This window comes from Corynebacterium sp., assembly GCF_043426755.1.
Taxonomy (GTDB): Bacteria; Actinomycetota; Actinomycetes; order Mycobacteriales; family Mycobacteriaceae; genus Corynebacterium.
In genome coordinates, this window is the sequence record NZ_JBHWRP010000012.1 from 1 (window position 1) to 17,222 (window position 17,222).

The 17,222-nt window shown below is 61.7% G+C and carries 13 protein-coding genes; 7 read left to right on the forward strand and 6 right to left on the reverse strand.

The annotated features are described in order from the left end of the window. A partial coding sequence (locus ACHFGA_RS01380; RefSeq protein ID WP_394280687.1) for a Pls/PosA family non-ribosomal peptide synthetase occupies positions 1-3,541 on the forward strand: 3,541 nt, incomplete at its 5' end. A 21-nt stretch (positions 3,542-3,562) separates the two neighbouring features. On the opposite strand, the gene ACHFGA_RS01385 is transcribed toward ACHFGA_RS01380, so the two are convergent. From ACHFGA_RS01385 to groL, 6 genes are all read right to left on the reverse strand, one after another. Beyond that, positions 3,563-4,822 carry an alpha/beta hydrolase gene (locus ACHFGA_RS01385; protein ID WP_394280688.1) on the reverse strand — a complete coding sequence of 420 codons (1,260 nt, stop codon included), beginning with the start codon at positions 4,820-4,822 and terminating at the stop codon, positions 3,563-3,565. Between the two features lie 85 nt (positions 4,823-4,907). Beyond that, positions 4,908-5,657 carry an enoyl-CoA hydratase-related protein gene (locus ACHFGA_RS01390; RefSeq protein ID WP_394280689.1) on the reverse strand — a complete coding sequence of 250 codons (750 nt, stop codon included), beginning with the start codon at positions 5,655-5,657 and terminating at the stop codon, positions 4,908-4,910. After that, entirely contained in the window at positions 5,650-6,549 is a 900-nt protein-coding gene (ppk2, locus tag ACHFGA_RS01395) for a polyphosphate kinase 2 (RefSeq protein ID WP_018581014.1), read from the reverse strand. The genes ACHFGA_RS01390 and ppk2 overlap by 8 nt, the downstream gene beginning before the upstream one ends. Before the next feature lie 246 nt (positions 6,550-6,795). Further along, entirely contained in the window at positions 6,796-6,942 is a 147-nt protein-coding gene (locus tag ACHFGA_RS01400; RefSeq protein WP_394280690.1) for a porin, read from the reverse strand. Positions 6,943-7,010: 68 nt separating this feature from the next. After that, positions 7,011-7,211, reverse strand: coding sequence for a PorH family porin (locus ACHFGA_RS01405; RefSeq protein ID WP_394280691.1), 201 nt, complete (start codon positions 7,209-7,211; stop codon positions 7,011-7,013). A gap of 407 nt (positions 7,212-7,618) precedes the next feature. Continuing rightward, complete coding sequence (gene groL, locus ACHFGA_RS01410; RefSeq protein WP_018581017.1) at positions 7,619-9,256, reverse strand: chaperonin GroEL; 1,638 nt, start codon at positions 9,254-9,256, stop codon at positions 7,619-7,621. A 197-nt stretch (positions 9,257-9,453) separates the two neighbouring features. On the opposite strand from groL, the gene ACHFGA_RS01415 reads away from it, so the two are divergent. From ACHFGA_RS01415 to ACHFGA_RS01440, 6 genes are all read left to right on the forward strand, one after another. After that, positions 9,454-10,770: a dipeptidase gene (locus ACHFGA_RS01415; protein ID WP_394280692.1), complete on the forward strand. Its 1,317-nt coding sequence runs from the start codon at positions 9,454-9,456 to the stop codon at positions 10,768-10,770. Between the two features lie 236 nt (positions 10,771-11,006). Next, a complete protein-coding gene (locus ACHFGA_RS01420) occupies positions 11,007-14,060 on the forward strand; it encodes a Na+/H+ antiporter subunit A (RefSeq protein ID WP_394280693.1) in 3,054 nt (1,017 codons plus the stop codon). Beyond that, positions 14,061-14,552: a Na(+)/H(+) antiporter subunit C gene (locus ACHFGA_RS01425; RefSeq protein WP_394280694.1), complete on the forward strand. Its 492-nt coding sequence runs from the start codon at positions 14,061-14,063 to the stop codon at positions 14,550-14,552. It begins immediately after the preceding gene. After that, entirely contained in the window at positions 14,545-16,377 is a 1,833-nt protein-coding gene (locus tag ACHFGA_RS01430; protein WP_394280695.1) for a Na+/H+ antiporter subunit D, read from the forward strand. Before ACHFGA_RS01425 ends, ACHFGA_RS01430 begins: the two co-directional genes overlap by 8 nt. Continuing rightward, positions 16,377-16,886 (forward strand): Na+/H+ antiporter subunit E, encoded by a 510-nt coding sequence (locus ACHFGA_RS01435; protein ID WP_394280696.1) that lies wholly within the window; start codon positions 16,377-16,379, stop codon positions 16,884-16,886. The genes ACHFGA_RS01430 and ACHFGA_RS01435 overlap by 1 nt, the downstream gene beginning before the upstream one ends. Then, positions 16,887-17,162, forward strand: coding sequence for a monovalent cation/H+ antiporter complex subunit F (locus ACHFGA_RS01440; RefSeq protein ID WP_394280697.1), 276 nt, complete (start codon positions 16,887-16,889; stop codon positions 17,160-17,162). The last annotated feature ends 60 nt before the right edge of the window (positions 17,163-17,222 follow it).

A 17,222-nucleotide genomic window follows, 5' to 3' on the forward strand; every position in this document is an offset into this window, starting at 1 on the left:
GGTCTTTTCGGAAGCCAGCGTGAACGGCATGTTCACCGACGATGGCTTTCGCATGCTTTCCGACGATCGCTCCGGCGACACCGAGCTGCCAGCGCTTGACGACGACGCCTGGATCATTTTCACCTCCGGTTCCACCGGCACCCCGAAAGGTGTGGCGGTGCAGCACCGTAGTGCCGCCGCTTTCGTGGATGCGGAGGCGCGCATCTTCTGCGCCGATAATCCGCTGGGCCCGGAAGACCGCGTGCTTGCGGGCCTGTCCGTCGCGTTTGATGCCAGCTGTGAGGAGATGTGGTTGGCGTGGCGCTCGGGCGCATGCCTGGTGCCGGCACCGCGTTCTTTGGTGCGTTCGGGCCAGGACTTGGGTCCGTGGCTGATCCGCCGCGACATCACTGTCGTGTCCACCGTTCCTACCCTGGCTGGCCTGTGGCCCGCGGAAGCGCTCGACCACGTGCGCCTGCTGATTGTCGGCGGCGAGGCGTGTTCGCAGGAGCTCGTCGATAGGCTTGCCACGCCAGAGCGCGAGATGTGGAACACCTACGGCCCCACGGAGGCTACCGTTGTTGCGTCGGCCGCACAGTTGCATCCGGGTCAGCCGGTGGGCATTGGTCTGCCGTTGGACGGGTGGGACCTGGCGGTCGTCGATAAGAACGATGAGCAGGTGGGATACGGCGAGGTCGGCGAGCTGATCATCGGCGGGGTTGGGCTGGCGCGTTACTTGGATCCGCAGAAGGATGCGGAGAAGTATGCGCCGATCCCCACGTTGGGGGCGGAGCGGGCGTATCGCTCGGGCGACCATGTGCGCTTGGAGGAGGACGGCCTGTATTTCGTGGGGCGCGTTGACGATCAGGTGAAGATCGGCGGCCGCCGCATCGAGTTGGGCGAGGTGGACGCGAACGTGGCCGCCCTGCCGAACGTGTATAACTCGGCGGTGGCGGTGCAAAAGACTGGGGCGGGCGATTCCGTGCTGGTCGGCTACGTGTCGCTGGACGATCCGGGCCTGGGCTTCGACCATCAGCAGGCCCACGATCAGCTGGCGGAGACGATGCCGGCAGCACTCGTGCCGCGCATCTGCGTGATGGATGAGCTGCCCGTGACCACCTCAGGCAAGGTGGATAAGAAGTCGCTGCCGTGGCCGCTGCCCGGCGTGGGCGTGGAGGCGGCAGGGCTCACCCCGACGGAGTCCTGGCTCGCTGAGATCTGGGTGGACGTGCTGGGCGTGTCCGTCGACGACAAGAATGCGGATTTCTTTGAGCTCGGCGGTTCTTCGCTGGCCGCCGCGACCCTTGTGGGGCGCGTGCGCGAGAAGGTCCCCACGGTCGCGGTGCGCGATCTTTATGATCACCCGCGTTTGGAAAAGCTTGCGGAGACGATCGATAAGATTGCTGCCGATCGGGGCATTTCGCTTAACGACGACACCCCTACCGAAATCCGCGCTGTCACACCCGTGGGGGCTGGTACGCGTGTTGCCCAAACACTGTTCAATGTTCTCGCGATGACGCTGCAGGCGGCCAGCTTTGTGTCTTTGTGGCTGGTGGTCTCCAATGTGTTGTTCATGGTGGGTATCGAGTGGGCGGTGCACACCAACTGGTGGTTGGTCGTCGTTCTTGTTCTTGTGTTTGCCACTCCCCTGGGCCGGATTCCGATCGGCGGGCTGGGCGCTCGCCTGCTCACCGGCTCCATCGGGCCGGGCACCTACCCGCGCGGCGGAGCGAAACACCTGCGGATCTGGATGGCGGAGCGCTGGGCGGATGCCTCGGGCTCGCGCGCCATTTCTGGTGCGACCTGGGTGAACTATTATGCACGCCTGCTGGGTGCCTCGGTGGGCCGGGGTGTGGACCTGCACTCGCTGCCACCGGTCACCGGCCTGCTCACCTTGGGCGATCACGCCGCCGTAGAACCCGAAGTGGACCTTAGCGGCTACTGGGTGGATGGCGATGTGGTGCACGTCGGCCAGATCACCATTGGCGACGAGGCCCGCATTGGTGCCCGCTCCACCCTCTTGCCGGGGGCGGTCGTCGGCACGCGCGCTCATGTGGAGGCGGGCTCTACCGTGACCGGCGATAAGCCGATTAAGAAGGGGGCGCGGTGGTCTGGGTCGCCGGCGAAGAAGGTCGGCCGTTCCAAGCATCGCTTCCCTGATGAGCTGCCGCCGCGGCGTTCGTACTGGGTGTGGGGTTACGGGCTGACCTCGCTCGCGTTGGAACTGCTGCCCGTGGTGGGTGCCGCGCTGGCGGTGGCCGTGACCGTCGCGCTGATACAGACCACCGGCGGCAATCCTTATGTGGGCGCGCTCCTGTTCGCCCCGCTTGGTGGGCTGGCGATGTTCGCGTTCACCATGGCTGCGACGTGGATCGGCGTGCGCCTGCTGCAGATTGGGTTGAAGCCTGGGGTGCGGCCGGTGCGTTCCTTCGGCGGTTGGCGGATCTGGGCGATCACCCGGTTGATGGACGATGCCCGCACTCGCCTCTTCCCGCTGTATGCCGGTGCGATCACGCCGGTGTGGCTGCGGAGTCTGGGCGCGAAGATCGGCACGAACGCTGAGGTGTCCACCGCGGTCATGCTGCCCACACTCACTGAGGTGCGCGATGGCGCCTTTCTTGCCGACGACACCCTGATCGGCGGCTACGAACTTGGTGGTGGCTGGATGATGACTGGTGAGGCCACCGTCGGAAAGCGCTCCTTCGTGGGCAACTCCGGCATTACCGCGCCTGGGCGCAAACTGTCCAAGAATTCACTGGTGGCCGTGCTATCGTCGACACCAAAGAAGGCGAAGGCGGGGTCGAACTGGTGGGGTTCCCCGCCTGAGCGCATGCGCCGTGTTGAGGTGGAGGATGCTGCCGGTGAGGCGCGCACCTATTCCCCATCGCTGGGGATGAAGGTGGCGCGCGGGTTCATTGAGACCATGCGTCTGTTGGCGCCGATGACTTTCGCGCTGATCGCGGCCGGGGTGGCTGGTGGATTCCACTACCTGCTGGATTCTTTGGGCGTATGGGCGCCGTTCGTCTTCGGCGGCCTGATCTTGATGGCAGCCGGTTTGGTCGCGATGCTGGTGACCGTGGTGGCGAAGTGGGTGTGCGTGGGCACGCATCGCCCCGGCGACCACCCACTGTTCAGCTGGTTTGTCTGGCTCAACGAGCTGCAGGACGCCTTCGTGGAGGCCGTCGCCGCCCCGTACTTCCTCAACCCGGTCTCCGGTTCGGGTGAGCTGAATCTGGCGCTGCGGGCGCTGGGTGTGAAGGTGGGCCGGGGTGCGTGGATCGAGTCCTACTGGTTCCCCGAAACCGACCTGTGTCTTGTCGGCGAGGGCGCGACCGTTGGCCCTGGCACCGTGGTGCAAACGCACCTCTTCCAGGACCGTGTGATGAGCTTGGACACCGTCACCATTGAGGCCGGTGCGACTTTGGCGGCGCACTCTGTGGCGTTGCCGGCATCGTCGATAGGCGAAGGCGCGACCGTGTGGCCGGGCTCCCTGATGATGCGCGGCGACCAGGTTCCTGCGGGCACTGTGTGGCAGGGCAACCCGATCGAGCCGCGCAATTAGCTGAGTTGGATCAGCGCTGGATTAGTACAGTGCCGGGCGGATGTGCTGCCAGGCTGGCTCCAGCTCTTCCTCGAAGTTCTCCCAGTTGTGGCGCCCGTCGCCCTTGTAGTGGACCTTCTGGTGCGTCATGCCGGAAGCGCGCATTGCTTTGTCCAGGTTGCGGGTGCACTGCAGCACACCGTTTTCAAGAATGTAGCCGACAACCATGCCTTCGGTGGAGGATTCGTCTTCGGTGGGTACCGGGGAGATTCCGCCATCGGCTGCGGAAAGGTACACGGGCATGCTAGCCAGGCCCTCTGGATGCGCGACGGTGTTATGACGGCGCCACTGCTCACTGCCATAAGGGCCGAACATGTTGGTCACGTCACCGCCGCGAGATCCCACGACCGCGCTGGTGATCTGGTAGCCGATGGAATCCATCGTCGAGTAGCAACCTGACAGGCCGAAGACGCCGTCGAACTTCTCTGGGTGGGTCGCCGCGAGGTGAACCGCGCCGGTTGCGCCCATAGAAAGGCCGCCGATAGCGCGCTTGCCGTTGAACTGGATGTCTGGCTGCTCCTTAATGAGTGGCAGCAGCTCATCCATGATGAAGGTCTCCCACTTCTGGCGGCCAAGTTTTGGATCGTCCTCCACCCAGTCGGCGTACCAGGTGCCGTTGGCGTCGAGTGGGAAGACGAGGGTGGCAGGTTCGTCGCCAAATGTCTCATCAATCTCTTCTTCGCCTGGGCCGTAGAGCCAGCCGGAGCGGATTGGCGCCTCCACGCCGTCAAGCATCACGACGATTGGCCCCTCAGACTCTGCGGTCGGGCGGACATCGACGAGAATATTCCTGCCCATCGATGGGGAGGCCACGGTCCAGCGCTCGATGCGACGCTCTGCCGCACTGGGCGACTGCGGCGAGGTCTCGCGGTTGACCAGATGTACTTTGGTGATCGTTGGATCGACCGGATAGGGGTAGCCTTCCGGCAGCTCAACGAAATCATCCGGGACAGAGAACGCGCTCGAACCAGGGAGGGTGACGGAACTTAGGACGGCTTCGATCGCTGCAATTGAGGACAGTGGGCGCTGGCTTGAGTTAGCGATGAGCTCACGAAACCGTTGGTCAGAGTTTTCACTGCTTTCCGGGCTGGAGCTGCTGCTGAGGCTGGAGCCGGTTGCAGACGGGTCAGCTTGACTCGACTGTGCGTGCGCGACGCTTGTTGATCCTGCTGCCACAGCAATACTGGTGAGGATTGATGTAGCAAGCACCACTGGCTTACTTGAAGTAGATACTTTTATCATGTTCTTAAGTCAACTATATTCCGACCAAATTGGCTACTTAATGAGTAAATTTTCATAAAGCGGGGTATTATTAGCTTGCCCTCAACTACTCTCCGCGGAAAACCGGCGTTCTCCTCTCCTGGCGGGCGCGACCGACTTCGCGGAAATCGTCCGACTCCCACGCGGCAGTGCGCGCGGCGTCGCGCTCGACCTCGGTGAAAGGCTGGGAAGAGGCGTGGGCGAGCTCAGCTTTGAGGTTTCGCAGCGTCAGCGGAGCGAGGCCCGCAACGGTCATGGCCAGCGTGGTCACCGCTTCCTCGCCGCGCTCTGGGAAAAGAAAACCGCAGGCTTGCGCTTCTTCGACGCTCATTGTGGCACCAGCAAGCAGCATCTGGCGCGCACGGGAACCACCAATCAGCAGCTCGAGGTTGCGGACGGTTGCGGTGTCCACGCCGATCGCCATTCTTGCGACCGGGAGCGAAAAGTAGATGCCTTCGCCGCCGCCTGCGACGCGGAGATCGCAGGCCATGGCCAGCAACATGCCGGCGCCGATCGCGGGGCCCTCGATGAAGGCGATCACGGGAACCGGCAAGCGCTGGATATGGGCAAAGAGCTTCTCCAGCTGTGGATACAGCCCACCGCTGAAATCCTTTTCTCCGAGGTCAGCTCCGGCGCTAAATACGGGGCCTTGCGCGGTGATCACAATGGCGCGAGCCCCGTTATCCACGCAGCGGTCGAGTTCGCCTATGAGCTCGTGGCACATTGCGATGTTGAGCGCGTTGCGCTTTTCTGGTCGCGCCAGCTCTAAGCGCCACACGCGATCGTCGATAAGCGAAAGCTCAACGAGGCTAGTCACCGATCTGGTCACGTCCGCGCATCACAAGCAGTGGGTCGGGCTCGCCGACGACCTCGTGATCTTTGTTCGTGTACTCGAACTTGCTGAGGATATAGCGCATCGCGTTGAGGCGGGCGCGCTTCTTATCGTTGGACTTAATGGTGATCCACGGGGACTCATCGGTATCCGTGTAGCGGAACTGCTCTTCCTTCGCGCGGGTATAGTCATCCCACTTGTCCAGGCTGGCCAGGTCCATGGGGGAAAGCTTCCACTGGCGCACGGGGTCGACCTGGCGGATGGCGAAGCGGGTGCGCTGCTCCTTCTGGGACACCGAGAACCAGAACTTCGTTAGCGAAATGCCGGAGCCTAAGATCATGTTCTCCAACATCGGCACCTCGCGCAGGAATTCTGCGTGCTGCGCTTCGGTACAGAAGCCCATGACACGCTCCACGCCGGAACGGTTGTACCAGGAACGGTCGAAGAAGATGATTTCGCCTGCCGACGGGAAATGCTCGATATAGCGCTGGAAGTACCACTGGGTAGCTTCCTTCGACGTTGGCTTCTCTAAGGCGATGGTGCGGGCGCCACGGGGATTGAGATGCTCGTTGAAACGCTTAATCGTGCCACCCTTGCCTGCTGCGTCACGGCCTTCAAAGAGGATAATGTGGCGCTGGCCGGTGTCCTTGGTCCAGTTCTGCCACTTCAGCAGCTCGATCTGGAGCTGGCGCTTCTTGTGTTCGTATTCGTCGCGGCCCATGCGCTCGTCATAGGGGTAATTCTCGCGCCAGGTTTCAATGGGCTTGCCGTCTGCAGTCAGGAGAACTGGGTCGTCCTCGTCAGAATCGTCGACCGTGTAGCCTTCGGTTTCGGCGAGGTCGATCATCGGAAGTTCGTCATCCTTGTGGTCAGCCATATCCTTATGTTACAGCGCCATTACAGCAACCGCTTGATTGGACAGCATTTTCACTTAAGCCATTTGTGCGCTACACGAAAACTCTTCAGCGGGCGCCCCACGGCAGCCCTCGCGAGCCATCTTGCACCGATTCATTTGAGCACCGCAGGTCGCGCGAGAAGGGACCTGGTGCGCTTTTGCCAGGAATGCAAAAACCCACCGCACGAAGCGGTGGGTTCCGTTTTTACGCGCTAGGCGTAAGGGTGCTTATGCAACCAGGCCGATGAGCTTAGCAGCAGCCTCTGCCCACTTGCCGAGAATCTCTGCGAAGCCGGTCAGCTGCTCGACCAGGCCAGTGGAAGAAAGTGCGGACCAGGTGTCCATTGCGTCTGCGAAGTTCTGTGCGGAATCCATGTTTACTCCTTGAAAAGATTTGGTGTTCAGGGTTCTAGCTTAGTTAGAACCCAGTGGGTGACGGGTGATTACTTGCTAGAGCTGAGGATGCCAGCGGTGGTGTCCCAAGCGGAGGACAGGGTGGTGCCCTCGGTCTTCTCAGCAACGTCCTGGGAGAAGAAGCCGCCCAGGGTCTTGATGATCTCGACCGGGCCCTCCAGGAACTGGCCGATGTTCTTGCCGAAGGTTGCAACGTTGTTCAGAATGTCCTGGACTACAGAAAGATCCATTGTGTCTCCTCAAGTGGAATGCCACCCAGGCGGGTGACAGGAAGTTTTCAATTCACTGACACCCTGTCGGCGTCATCGAGAAATATCTTGCCACAAATTTTTCGTACGTCAAGCGGTCATGCGCTGCGATTATGAAATTTCCATAACCTTAACGTTATCAATCCGTTGTTCACTTTTCGCTCACAGAATTCACAGACACACTTCTACCTGCAACTATTTCCCCGAGGAAGTTAATGGCGCATGAACTGCACCCAAAGCGTGTAACGCACATGACACAGCATGCGATAAAGCGCATTCCCAAAGCGCCTGGCAGAAAACACATACCCCCGAATGGGTGAAACCCCGCTTATCGGCGCTGGAATCGTCGATAAGCGGGGCTTAAAAGCTACGCACTTGGGGCGTGCGTTTTACATCATGCCGCCCATGTCACCCATGTCTGGTGCTGCTGCGCCTGCTGGCTCAGGCTTGTCAGCAACGACAGCCTCAGTGGTCAGGAACAGTGCAGCGATGGATGCAGCGTTCGCCAGAGCGGAACGGGTCACCTTCGCAGGGTCATTGATGCCGGAGTCCATCATGTTGACGTACTCGCCGGTCGCAGCGTTCAGGCCCTCGCCATCAGGCAGGTTAGCCACCTTGTCGGCAACAACGCCTGCTTCCAGGCCAGCGTTCAGTGCGATCTGCTTCAGCGGTGCAGACAGTGCCTCACGCACGATCTTCACGCCAGTCGCCTCATCGCCCTCCAGGCCAAGGTCGCCCTCAAGGGACTTCGCAGCCTGCAGCAGTGCCACACCGCCGCCGGCCAGGATGCCCTCTTCGACGGCAGCCTTCGCGTTGCGCACAGCGTCCTCGATGCGGTGCTTGCGCTCCTTCAGCTCCACCTCGGTGGCTGCGCCAACCTTGAGCACTGCCACGCCGCCGGCCAGCTTTGCCAGGCGCTCCTGCAGCTTCTCACGGTCGTAGTCGGAGTCAGAGTTCTCGATCTCAGCGCGGATCTGCTTCACGCGGCCGTCGATCTGCTCTTTGTTGCCAGCGCCGTCGACGATGGTGGTCTCGTCCTTGGTCACCACAACCTTGCGCGCCTGGCCCAGCAGACCCAGGTCTGCGGTCTCCAGCGACAGGCCAACCTCTTCAGCGATGACCTGGCCGCCGGTCAGGACAGCCATGTCCTGCAGCATTGCCTTACGACGATCACCGAAGCCAGGTGCCTTCACAGCAACGGACTTGAAGGTGCCGCGGATCTTGTTCACAACCAGGGTGGACAGGGCCTCGCCCTCAACGTCCTCTGCGATGATCAGCAGTGGCTTGCCGGACTGCATGACCTGCTCCAGCAGAGGCAGCAGGTCCTTCACGTTAGAGATCTTGGAGGAGACCAGCAGGATGTATGGATCCTCCAGGACTGCCTCGCCACGCTCCATGTCGGTAGCGAAGTACGCGGAGATGTAGCCCTTGTCGAAGCGCATACCCTCGGTGACCTCAAGGTCCACACCAAAGGTGTTGGATTCCTCAACAGTGATCACGGAGTCCTTGTTCACTTCGCCGTTGCCCACTGCGTACATTGCCTCGGCGATCTTCGCGCCGATCTCTGGGTCAGCAGCGGAGATGCCAGCGGTAGCAGCGATCTGCTCCTGGGACTCCACTTCCTTCGCAGCGTCCAGCAGGTCAGCGTTGACCTTCTCTACTGCCGCCTCGATGCCGCGCTTGATGCCCATTGGGTTGGAACCAGCCGCAACGTTGCGCAGACCCTCGCGGACGAGCGCCTGAGCCAGAACGGTAGCGGTGGTGGTGCCGTCACCGGCAACATCGTCAGTCTTCTTCGCTACTTCCTTGACCAGCTCTGCGCCGATCTTCTCATAAGGATCCTCAAGGTCGATTTCCTTGGCGATGGATACACCGTCATTAGTAATGGTCGGCGCGCCCCAGGACTTTTCCAGGACCACGTTGCGGCCCTTGGGGCCGAGGGTGACCTTGACTGCGTCTGCCAGAGTGTTCAGACCGTTTTCGAGGCTGCGACGTGCTTCCTCGTCGAATGCGATCATTTTTGCCATAGTGTTTGTTGCTCCTCTATATAGTGGAAAAAGCGACGACACTCTACGTCTGTGTCCAAGCAGGCGCCCGCGACGGCACGGCTGATGAGTGTGTTTCAGCCTCATCCCACTCGGTGATCAGTTTTTAGCACTCTGATCGTTCAAGTGCTAACACCTTTTTTAGCACTCAGCGCCGACGAGTGCAAGAATTGGGCAGTATGACACCAAACCGTGAACTCATTTTCAAGAACCTGTCCGAGATCGTCGCCTTCAATTCCGTGCACTCAGTGCCGGAGCTTGCCGACGATCACTCCGCAGCCGCACAGTGGGTCGTCGATAAGCTCACTGAAGCCGGCCTGGACACCACCGCGTACGCCACGATCGACGGGACGAAGACCATCATCGGCACCAAGGAACCCGTCGGCGATGCCCCGACCGTGCTGCTGTATGCGCACTATGATGTCGTTCCCGCCGGCGACCCCGACGCGTGGACCAGCGACCCCTTCACGCTGACCGAACGCGATGGCCGCTGGTACGGCCGCGGCTCCGCCGACTGCAAGGGCAACTTGGTCATGCACCTCGAGGCCCTGCGCCTGGCCGGCGACTTCGATGCCGGCCTGAAAGTAGTCGTCGAAGGCTCCGAGGAAATGGGCGGCAGCGGGCTGGAGGCGCTTATCGACGAGCAACCCGAACTCTTTGCCGCTGACGCCATCTTGATCGCCGATTCCGGCAACGCGGCCGTGGGTGTGCCCACCCTCACCACGATGCTGCGCGGTGGCGCGCGCGTCGATGTCACTGTAGACACCCTGCGCACCGGGGTCCACTCCGGCCAGTTCGGCGGCGCTGCCCCCGACGCGGTCGCAGCGCTGGTGCGCATCCTGGATTCGCTGCGCGACGAGCACGGCCGCACCGTCATCGACGGCGTAGAAACCGCGCAGAAGTGGGAAGGCGAGCCCTATGACCGCGCCCAGTTCCGCGAGGACGCCGGCGTGTTGGAAGGCGTGCAACTGATGGGCACCGTCGAGGACGAGCCCGCCGATATGGTGTGGTCGCGCCCGGCCGTCACCGTGATTGGTTTTAGCTCTACCCCAGTATCGGAGGCGGTGAATGCCGTACCGGCCACCGCATCGGCAGCGCTCAACCTGCGTGTGCCACCAGCGGTGGATGCACAGGATACCGTCGATAAGCTCGTGGCTCACCTAGAGGCGCACGCACCGTGGGGTGCCAAGGTCACCGTCACAGCCAGCGACACCAACCAGCCTTTCTCCACCGACCCGGACAAGCCTGCTGCGAAGCTGCTGGGCGACTGCCTGGTGCGCGCCTACGACGCCTCCGAGCTGAGCATTGTCGGCTCTGGTGGCTCCATTCCGCTGACCGCGAAGCTGCAGGAAAAGTTCCCTGACGCGGAGATTGTCCTGTTCGGCGTGGAGGAACCGCAGTCGACGATCCACTCCCCCGACGAATCGGTCGACCCAACAGAGATCGAGAACATCGCTGTGGCTGAAGCCAACTTCCTGCAACAGTTCGGGAAATAATCGTCGGGATGCAACAGCCCTATATATAACTGACACTTCGCACCCAACGATATTTATGGGTAAGGTGTGTGTCGTTGGCCGCGCCTCCTTGACGCCGCCGTTTTTGGGTGTTTCTCAGTTCTACATAGTGTCCGCGTTTGTGGACCGCCAGCCGCTGGGGGCAGCACGCATGGGCGTTGATAGAGCACGGCTTGATGTCTCGTGTCCGTCAATGCAATAAAGAGGAGCTGCCCAACGTGCTCACACTGCTTGTTGCCTTGGCTATCGCGACGATTGCTGCACCCTTCCTCATCAGATCGATGGGACGGATTGCGTTCTGCCTGCTGGCCTTGGTGCCGGCGGCAGGCTTCGTCTGGATAGTCAGCCTCTTCACCACCGGCGCTTTTGCCCAAGGCGTAGAAATTCGAGCGGCCTATGAATGGATGCCGTCGGCGCATCTCAACCTCGAATTCCGCTTGGACCCGCTGGCTGGTCTGTTCAGTCTTATCATCTTAGGCGTCGGTGCTTTAGTCCTGCTGTATTGCTGGGGCTATTTTGATTCCAATCCCCGGCGCCTGTCCATGTTCGGCGCCCAGATGGTCTGCTTCGCCGCAGCCATGTACGGCCTGGTGATCTCCGACAACTTCCTGTTGATGTACATCTTCTGGGAGATCACCTCCGTCCTATCCTTCCTGCTGGTCGGATACTACGGCGAACGTGCCTCCTCCCGCCGCGCCGCAGGCCAGGCCCTGATGGTGACCACCCTGGGTGGCTTGTCCATGCTGGTGGGCATCATCTTGTTCGGCCGCCAGACCGGCGTGTGGCGCCTCAGTGAAGTTGCCACCTTCGATGCCGTGGGCGAAACCCCTTATGCCACCGCCGCCGTGATCCTGATTCTGGCCGGTGCGCTATCCAAGTCCGCGATTGCCCCGACGCACTTCTGGCTGCCCGGCGCGATGGCCGCCCCTACCCCGGTGTCGGCCTACCTGCACTCCGCGGCCATGGTGAAGGCCGGTATCTACCTGGTCGCGCGCCTTGCCCCGGATTTCAATGCGATTGGTACCTGGCACCTGGTGGTTATTCCGCTGGGCGTGTTCACCATGCTTTTGGGCGGGTGGATGGCGCTGCGCCAGAAGGACCTGAAGCTGATTCTGGCTTACGGTACGGTCTCCCAGCTGGGCTTCATCATGTCGATTATCGGCATCGGTTCGGAAGAAGCTTTGCAGGCGGGCTTGGTGCTCACCTTCAGCCACTCCCTGTTTAAGGCAGCGCTGTTTATGATCGTCGGCGCGATCGACCACACCACCGGTACGCGCGATATCCGCGAACTGTCCGGCCTGGGCCGCAAGCAGCCGCTGGTGGCTACCTTGGCGGTCATCTCTGCTGCGTCGATGGCCGGTATCCCGCCGCTGTTGGGCTTCATCGCTAAGGAAGCAGCGCTGACCAACGCGCTGACGGAACCGCTGCTGACAGGCATGCCGGGCCAGTTGCTGCTGGTCGGCGTGGTCGTCGGTTCGATTCTGACGATGGCCTACTCCCTCTACTTCCTGTGGGGCGCCTTCTCGACGAAGAAGCTTGCCAACGGCACCGACAACGCCGTGGAGACGATGCACAATATCGGCCCGTCCCTGTGGTTCTCCCCGGCTGTGCTCACCGCACTGACCGTTTTCCTTGGCCTGTTCCCTGGCTGGCTGGATCGTGCTATCACCACGCACCTCAACGCCCGCTACCCGGAAACCCAGCCGGAGCCGCTGGCCCTGTGGCACGGGTTCACTATCCCGCTGCTGCTCACCGTGGTCATCATCGTCCTGGGTTCGCTGCTGTTCTGGAAGCGCAAGCTGCTGCAGTACTTCTACGATGAGAAGCCGGCTCTTGGCTCTGCCGACGATGTCTACGACAAGACCTTGCGTGGTCTGTCGCAGATCTCCCTGCGTTTGACGGCGTCTACCCAGCGCGGTTCGCTCACCATTAACTTGGGCGTGATTTTCGCGGTGCTCATCTTGGTGCCGCTGGTGTCCTTGATCTTGGGTGAGCGCACCGATATCCGCATGGTGCTGTGGGATTCCCCGTGGCAGGCAATCGCCTCGGTGATCATCATCGTGATGGCTTTCGCCGCTACCCAGATGGAGAACCGCCTGTCCGGCATCATTGCCGTGGGCATGACCGGCTACTCGCTAGCGTTCATCTTCGCGTTGCACGGCGCCCCGGACTTGGCACTGACACAGACCCTGGTGGAGACCATCGTGATGGTGGTGTTCATGCTGGTGCTGCGCAAGATGCCAACGCAGATCGAGCCACGGCAGAACCAGGACAATCGCCTGCGTGCGTGGCTGTCCGTGGCCGTGGGCCTGTCGGTGACCATCGTCGCTGTCTTCGCTATCTCGGCGCGCACCGAGCGCCCGATTTCGGATCTCATGCCGGACCTGGCCTATGACATCGGCCACGGCGCCAACACCGTCAACGTGTTGCTCGTGGACCTGCGTGCCTGGGATACCTTCGGTGAGATCTCCGTACTTGTCATCGCCGCGACCGGCGTGGCCAGCCTGATTTACCGCACCCGCTCCTTCGTGCGCCCATCGCGCCGCCCAACCCTGTCGACCACGTCTCGTCGCTGGCTGGCCGCCGATGTGGATTCGGAGAAGGCACAGAACCGCTCGCTCATGGTGGACGTGGTCACCCGCGTGCTCTTCCCATCGATGATGGCGCTGTCCCTCTACTTCTTCTTCGCGGGCCACAATGCTCCGGGTGGCGGTTTCGCCGGCGGCCTCGTCGCCGCCCTGGCGATCACCCTGCGCTACCTGGCAGGTGGCCGCGACGAACTGGAAGAGACGCTGCCGATCGACCCCGCGAAGATCCTGGGCACCGGCCTCATCCTGTCGGCCGCCGCCGCAGTGATCCCGATGTTCCGTGGACAACCGCCGCTGACCTCGGATTTCGCGGAAGTGACCTTGCCGCTGATCGGCGAAATCGCCATCCCGTCCGCGCTGCTTTTCGACGCCGGCGTGTACATCATCGTCGTCGGCCTGATCATGCACATCCTCACCTCCATGGGTGGTCACCTCGATCAGGAGGAAGAGGTGCGCAAGCAGCGCGCACGCGACCGTGCTCGCTCCCTGAAGCGCAAGGCAGAGTTCCGCCGCCGCCAACAGGAGCAGCGCAAGAAGCAAATTGCGGCACAACATAATGCGCCGGGCTCGTCGCCAAACGCAAGCGAGACATCCGGTTCCTCGGTAGCCACCTTGGAAAAGGGTCCGGAAACAGACCCCACTGACCCCAGTAAGAATCGAGAAGAAGAAAGCGAGGACAAGTAAATGGAAGCCAATCTCTTTCTCATCCTCGCCTCCGGCGCCCTCATCGCGTGTGGCACCTACCTGATGCTGGACCGTGCGATGACGCGCATGCTGATGGGCATTCTGCTCATCGGTAATGGCGCGAACTTGCTGATCCTGCAGGCCGGTGGCTCGGCGGGCTCGCCGCCGATCATGAACCGTGACTCTGAGGTCTACGGTGATCAGGTTGCCGACCCGCTGGCTCAGGCCATGATTTTGACGGCCATTGTGATTTCGATGGCGATGACCGCGTTCATCCTCGCGTTGGCCTACCGCCAGTACCGTTACCGCACCGCCGACATCATTGAGGATGACTCGGAGGACCAGGCAATTGCTGCACGTCCGGCCACCGCCTCGGCGGCACCGGACCACGACGCCTCCGATGACCCTGAAACTGGGCGTCTCACCGCAGAAGGCGATGCCTTCGGCCCGCGTTCATTCGAAGACCCAGTCACGGAGGCCGACGATGAATAGTTTTGCCGCAGAGTGCGTCGAAGCGCTGCTTCCGTACATGCCTTATCTCATCCCGCTGCCGGTTCTTTTGCCGGCGATCGCAGCGGCCCTAGCCCTGCTGTCCGGCAAGTACGTCAACCTGCAGCGCACCATCGCGATCATCACCCTGATCGCGCTCATGGTGCTCAACGGCTCGATGATCCTGGTCACGGACCTCGAAGGCATCCAGACCGTCCAGCTGGGCGGGTGGGACGCGCCGATCGGCATCACGCTGGTCGCGGACCGCTTGTCGACGATGATGCTGTTCGTCTCCGCCATCGTGCTGTTCTGTGTGATGTGGTACGCCATCTCCCAGGGTGTGCGCGACGGCACGGAGGAAGAGCCAGTGGCTGTCTTCCTGCCGGTGTACATGCTGCTAACCATGGGCGTGAACCTGTCCTTCCTGGCGGGTGACCTTTTCAACCTGTACGTCGGTTTCGAGGTCTTCCTCGTCGCCTCTTACGTGCTGCTCACGTTGGGCGCTTCGCCGGACCGTGTGCGTGCCGGTATCGGCTACGTGATGGTCTCCATGCTGTCCTCCATGATTTTCCTGTTCGCCCTGGCCGGAGTGTACGCCGCGGTGGGCACGGTGAACATGGCGCAGATCGGTCTGCGGATGGAGGACATCCCGGACGGCACCCGCACCGCCATCTTCGCCACCCTCCTTGTGGCCTTCGGCATTAAGGCGGCGATCTTCCCGCTGGATGCCTGGCTGCCGGACTCCTACCCCACCGCCCCGTCGCTGGTCACCGCTGTGTTCGCGGGCCTGCTGACGAAGGTGGGTGTGTACTCGATCATCCGCATGCGCTCCTCCGTATTCACGGATGGGTCGCTGGATACCCTGCTGATGTGGGTGGCGCTGGCCACGATGATCGTGGGTATTTTGGGTGCGTTGGCGCAGAATGACATCAAGCGTTTGCTGTCCTTTACCTTGGTCAGCCACATCGGTTACATGATCTTCGGTATCGCACTGGGTTCCGCCCAGGGGCTCAGCGGCGCGATCTTCTACGCGGTGCACCACATTCTGGTGCAGACCAGCCTCTTCCTCGTGGTCGGGCTGATCGAGCGTCAGGCGGGTACGTCGTCGTTACGCAGGCTGGGTTCGCTGATGTACACCGCGCCGGTGATCGCCATCTTGTACTTCATCCCCGCCATCAACCTGGGCGGTATCCCACCGTTCTCCGGCTTCCTGGGCAAGATCCTGCTGCTGGAGGCCGGCGCGAACGAGGGCTCCTGGCTGTCCTGGGTGCTGATCGGTGGCGCCGTAGTGACCTCGCTGCTGACCCTCTACGTGATGGTCCTGGTGTGGTCGAAGGGCTTCTGGCGCGACCGCAAGGACGCACCGGAGGGCGAGCTTGTCGACGCTCAACCGTCCCCATTGGTTGATGTCACCGACACGGTCACCCTGAAGGAGCGTGCTGACGTGGGCCGGTTGCCTTTTGGCATGGTCGCGTCCACCACCACCCTCGTCGTGGCCTCGCTGTCCGTAACGGTGCTGGCCGGCCCAATTTCCGCTGTCACCGGACGGGCTGCCGAATCCGCACAGGACGTCAATATTTACCGCACCGCCGTTCTTGGCGACCGGGCTGACAACCCTGATCGCACCGTCGACCAGCAGCGTCTCGACGACGGCACGGACTCCTTGGACAAGCGCAAGCACGAGCTTCCGGAGCCGGCACCAGGCATCGTCGAAAGCCGTGCCCCTGAAGCCTCGACGGAAAGAATCACGAAAGAAACCCCCACCATGTCTGGCGTGACCACGGAACCAATCCCGCTGCCCGCCCCCACTGAGGAGGTGTCCCGCTAATGTCCGGAGTGCGCAACCGCCTACGCTTCTCATTCATCATCTGGCTCACGCTGATGTGGATCCTGCTGATGGGCGAATTGTCCTGGGCGAACTTCTTTGGTGGCCTTGCCATCGGAACGCTCATCGTCTTGCTGCTGCCGCTGCCGGCGATGCCGATGGACAACTTCCGCATCTACTGGCCGGCCGCGATCCGTTTCGTGTTCACCTGGCTTGGTGAACTGATCGTCGCCTCGGTGAAAGTGTCTTGGTTGGCTATCCGCCCGAAGGACCCGCCGAAGACCGCCATCCTGCATGTGCCGATGCGTGTGTCGAATGAGCTTGTCCTCTACTTCGCCACCTCCGCATATAACCTGCAGCCGGGTGGTTCGGTGAGCGATATTGATATCGCGAACCGGATGTGGACGATCCACGTGCTCGACGCCGAGGACCAGGACGACATCGACCGCGAAATTGAAAATGTGGCCACCCTGGAACGCCGCATGTTGGCCATCTTTGAAAGGGGGCTATAAATGAATCCCGAACTGTATAACTCTTTTCTCCTGATCGCGGCCGTGTTCCTCACCGCCGGGTTCCTCATCATGACCTGGCGCATCATGGTCGGCCCCGACTCGCTGGATCGCATGCTGGGCATGGACGGCGTGGTCGCCATGCTGCAGTGTGCGCTGGCCACCTATATTTGCTGGACGCTGGACACCACCGTGGCCAATGTCATGATGGTCATCGCACTGCTGGGCTTCATCGGATCCCTGTCCGTGGCACGCTTCCGCAAGAGGGATGGTTCCTAACATGTCTGATATCAATTACTCACTGATCACCGACATCATCTCGCTCATCCTGATCATCTC

What these genes read in the sequence shown, in the direction of transcription:
- ACHFGA_RS01400 (WP_394280690.1), bottom strand. Translation starts at nt 6,942, where the DNA reads ATGGATTCCGCACAGAACTTCGCAGACGCAATGGACACCTGGTCCGCA.
- ACHFGA_RS01385 (WP_394280688.1), bottom strand. Translation starts at nt 4,822, where the DNA reads ATGATAAAAGTATCTACTTCAAGTAAGCCAGTGGTGCTTGCTACATCA.
- ACHFGA_RS01430 (WP_394280695.1), top strand. Translation starts at nt 14,545, where the DNA reads ATGAATAGTTTTGCCGCAGAGTGCGTCGAAGCGCTGCTTCCGTACATG.
- ACHFGA_RS01440 (WP_394280697.1), top strand. Translation starts at nt 16,887, where the DNA reads ATGAATCCCGAACTGTATAACTCTTTTCTCCTGATCGCGGCCGTGTTC.
- ppk2 (WP_018581014.1), bottom strand. Translation starts at nt 6,549, where the DNA reads ATGGCTGACCACAAGGATGACGAACTTCCGATGATCGACCTCGCCGAA.
- ACHFGA_RS01415 (WP_394280692.1), top strand. Translation starts at nt 9,454, where the DNA reads ATGACACCAAACCGTGAACTCATTTTCAAGAACCTGTCCGAGATCGTC.
- groL (WP_018581017.1), bottom strand. Translation starts at nt 9,256, where the DNA reads ATGGCAAAAATGATCGCATTCGACGAGGAAGCACGTCGCAGCCTCGAA.
- ACHFGA_RS01435 (WP_394280696.1), top strand. Translation starts at nt 16,377, where the DNA reads ATGTCCGGAGTGCGCAACCGCCTACGCTTCTCATTCATCATCTGGCTC.
- ACHFGA_RS01425 (WP_394280694.1), top strand. Translation starts at nt 14,061, where the DNA reads ATGGAAGCCAATCTCTTTCTCATCCTCGCCTCCGGCGCCCTCATCGCG.
- ACHFGA_RS01405 (WP_394280691.1), bottom strand. Translation starts at nt 7,211, where the DNA reads ATGGATCTTTCTGTAGTCCAGGACATTCTGAACAACGTTGCAACCTTC.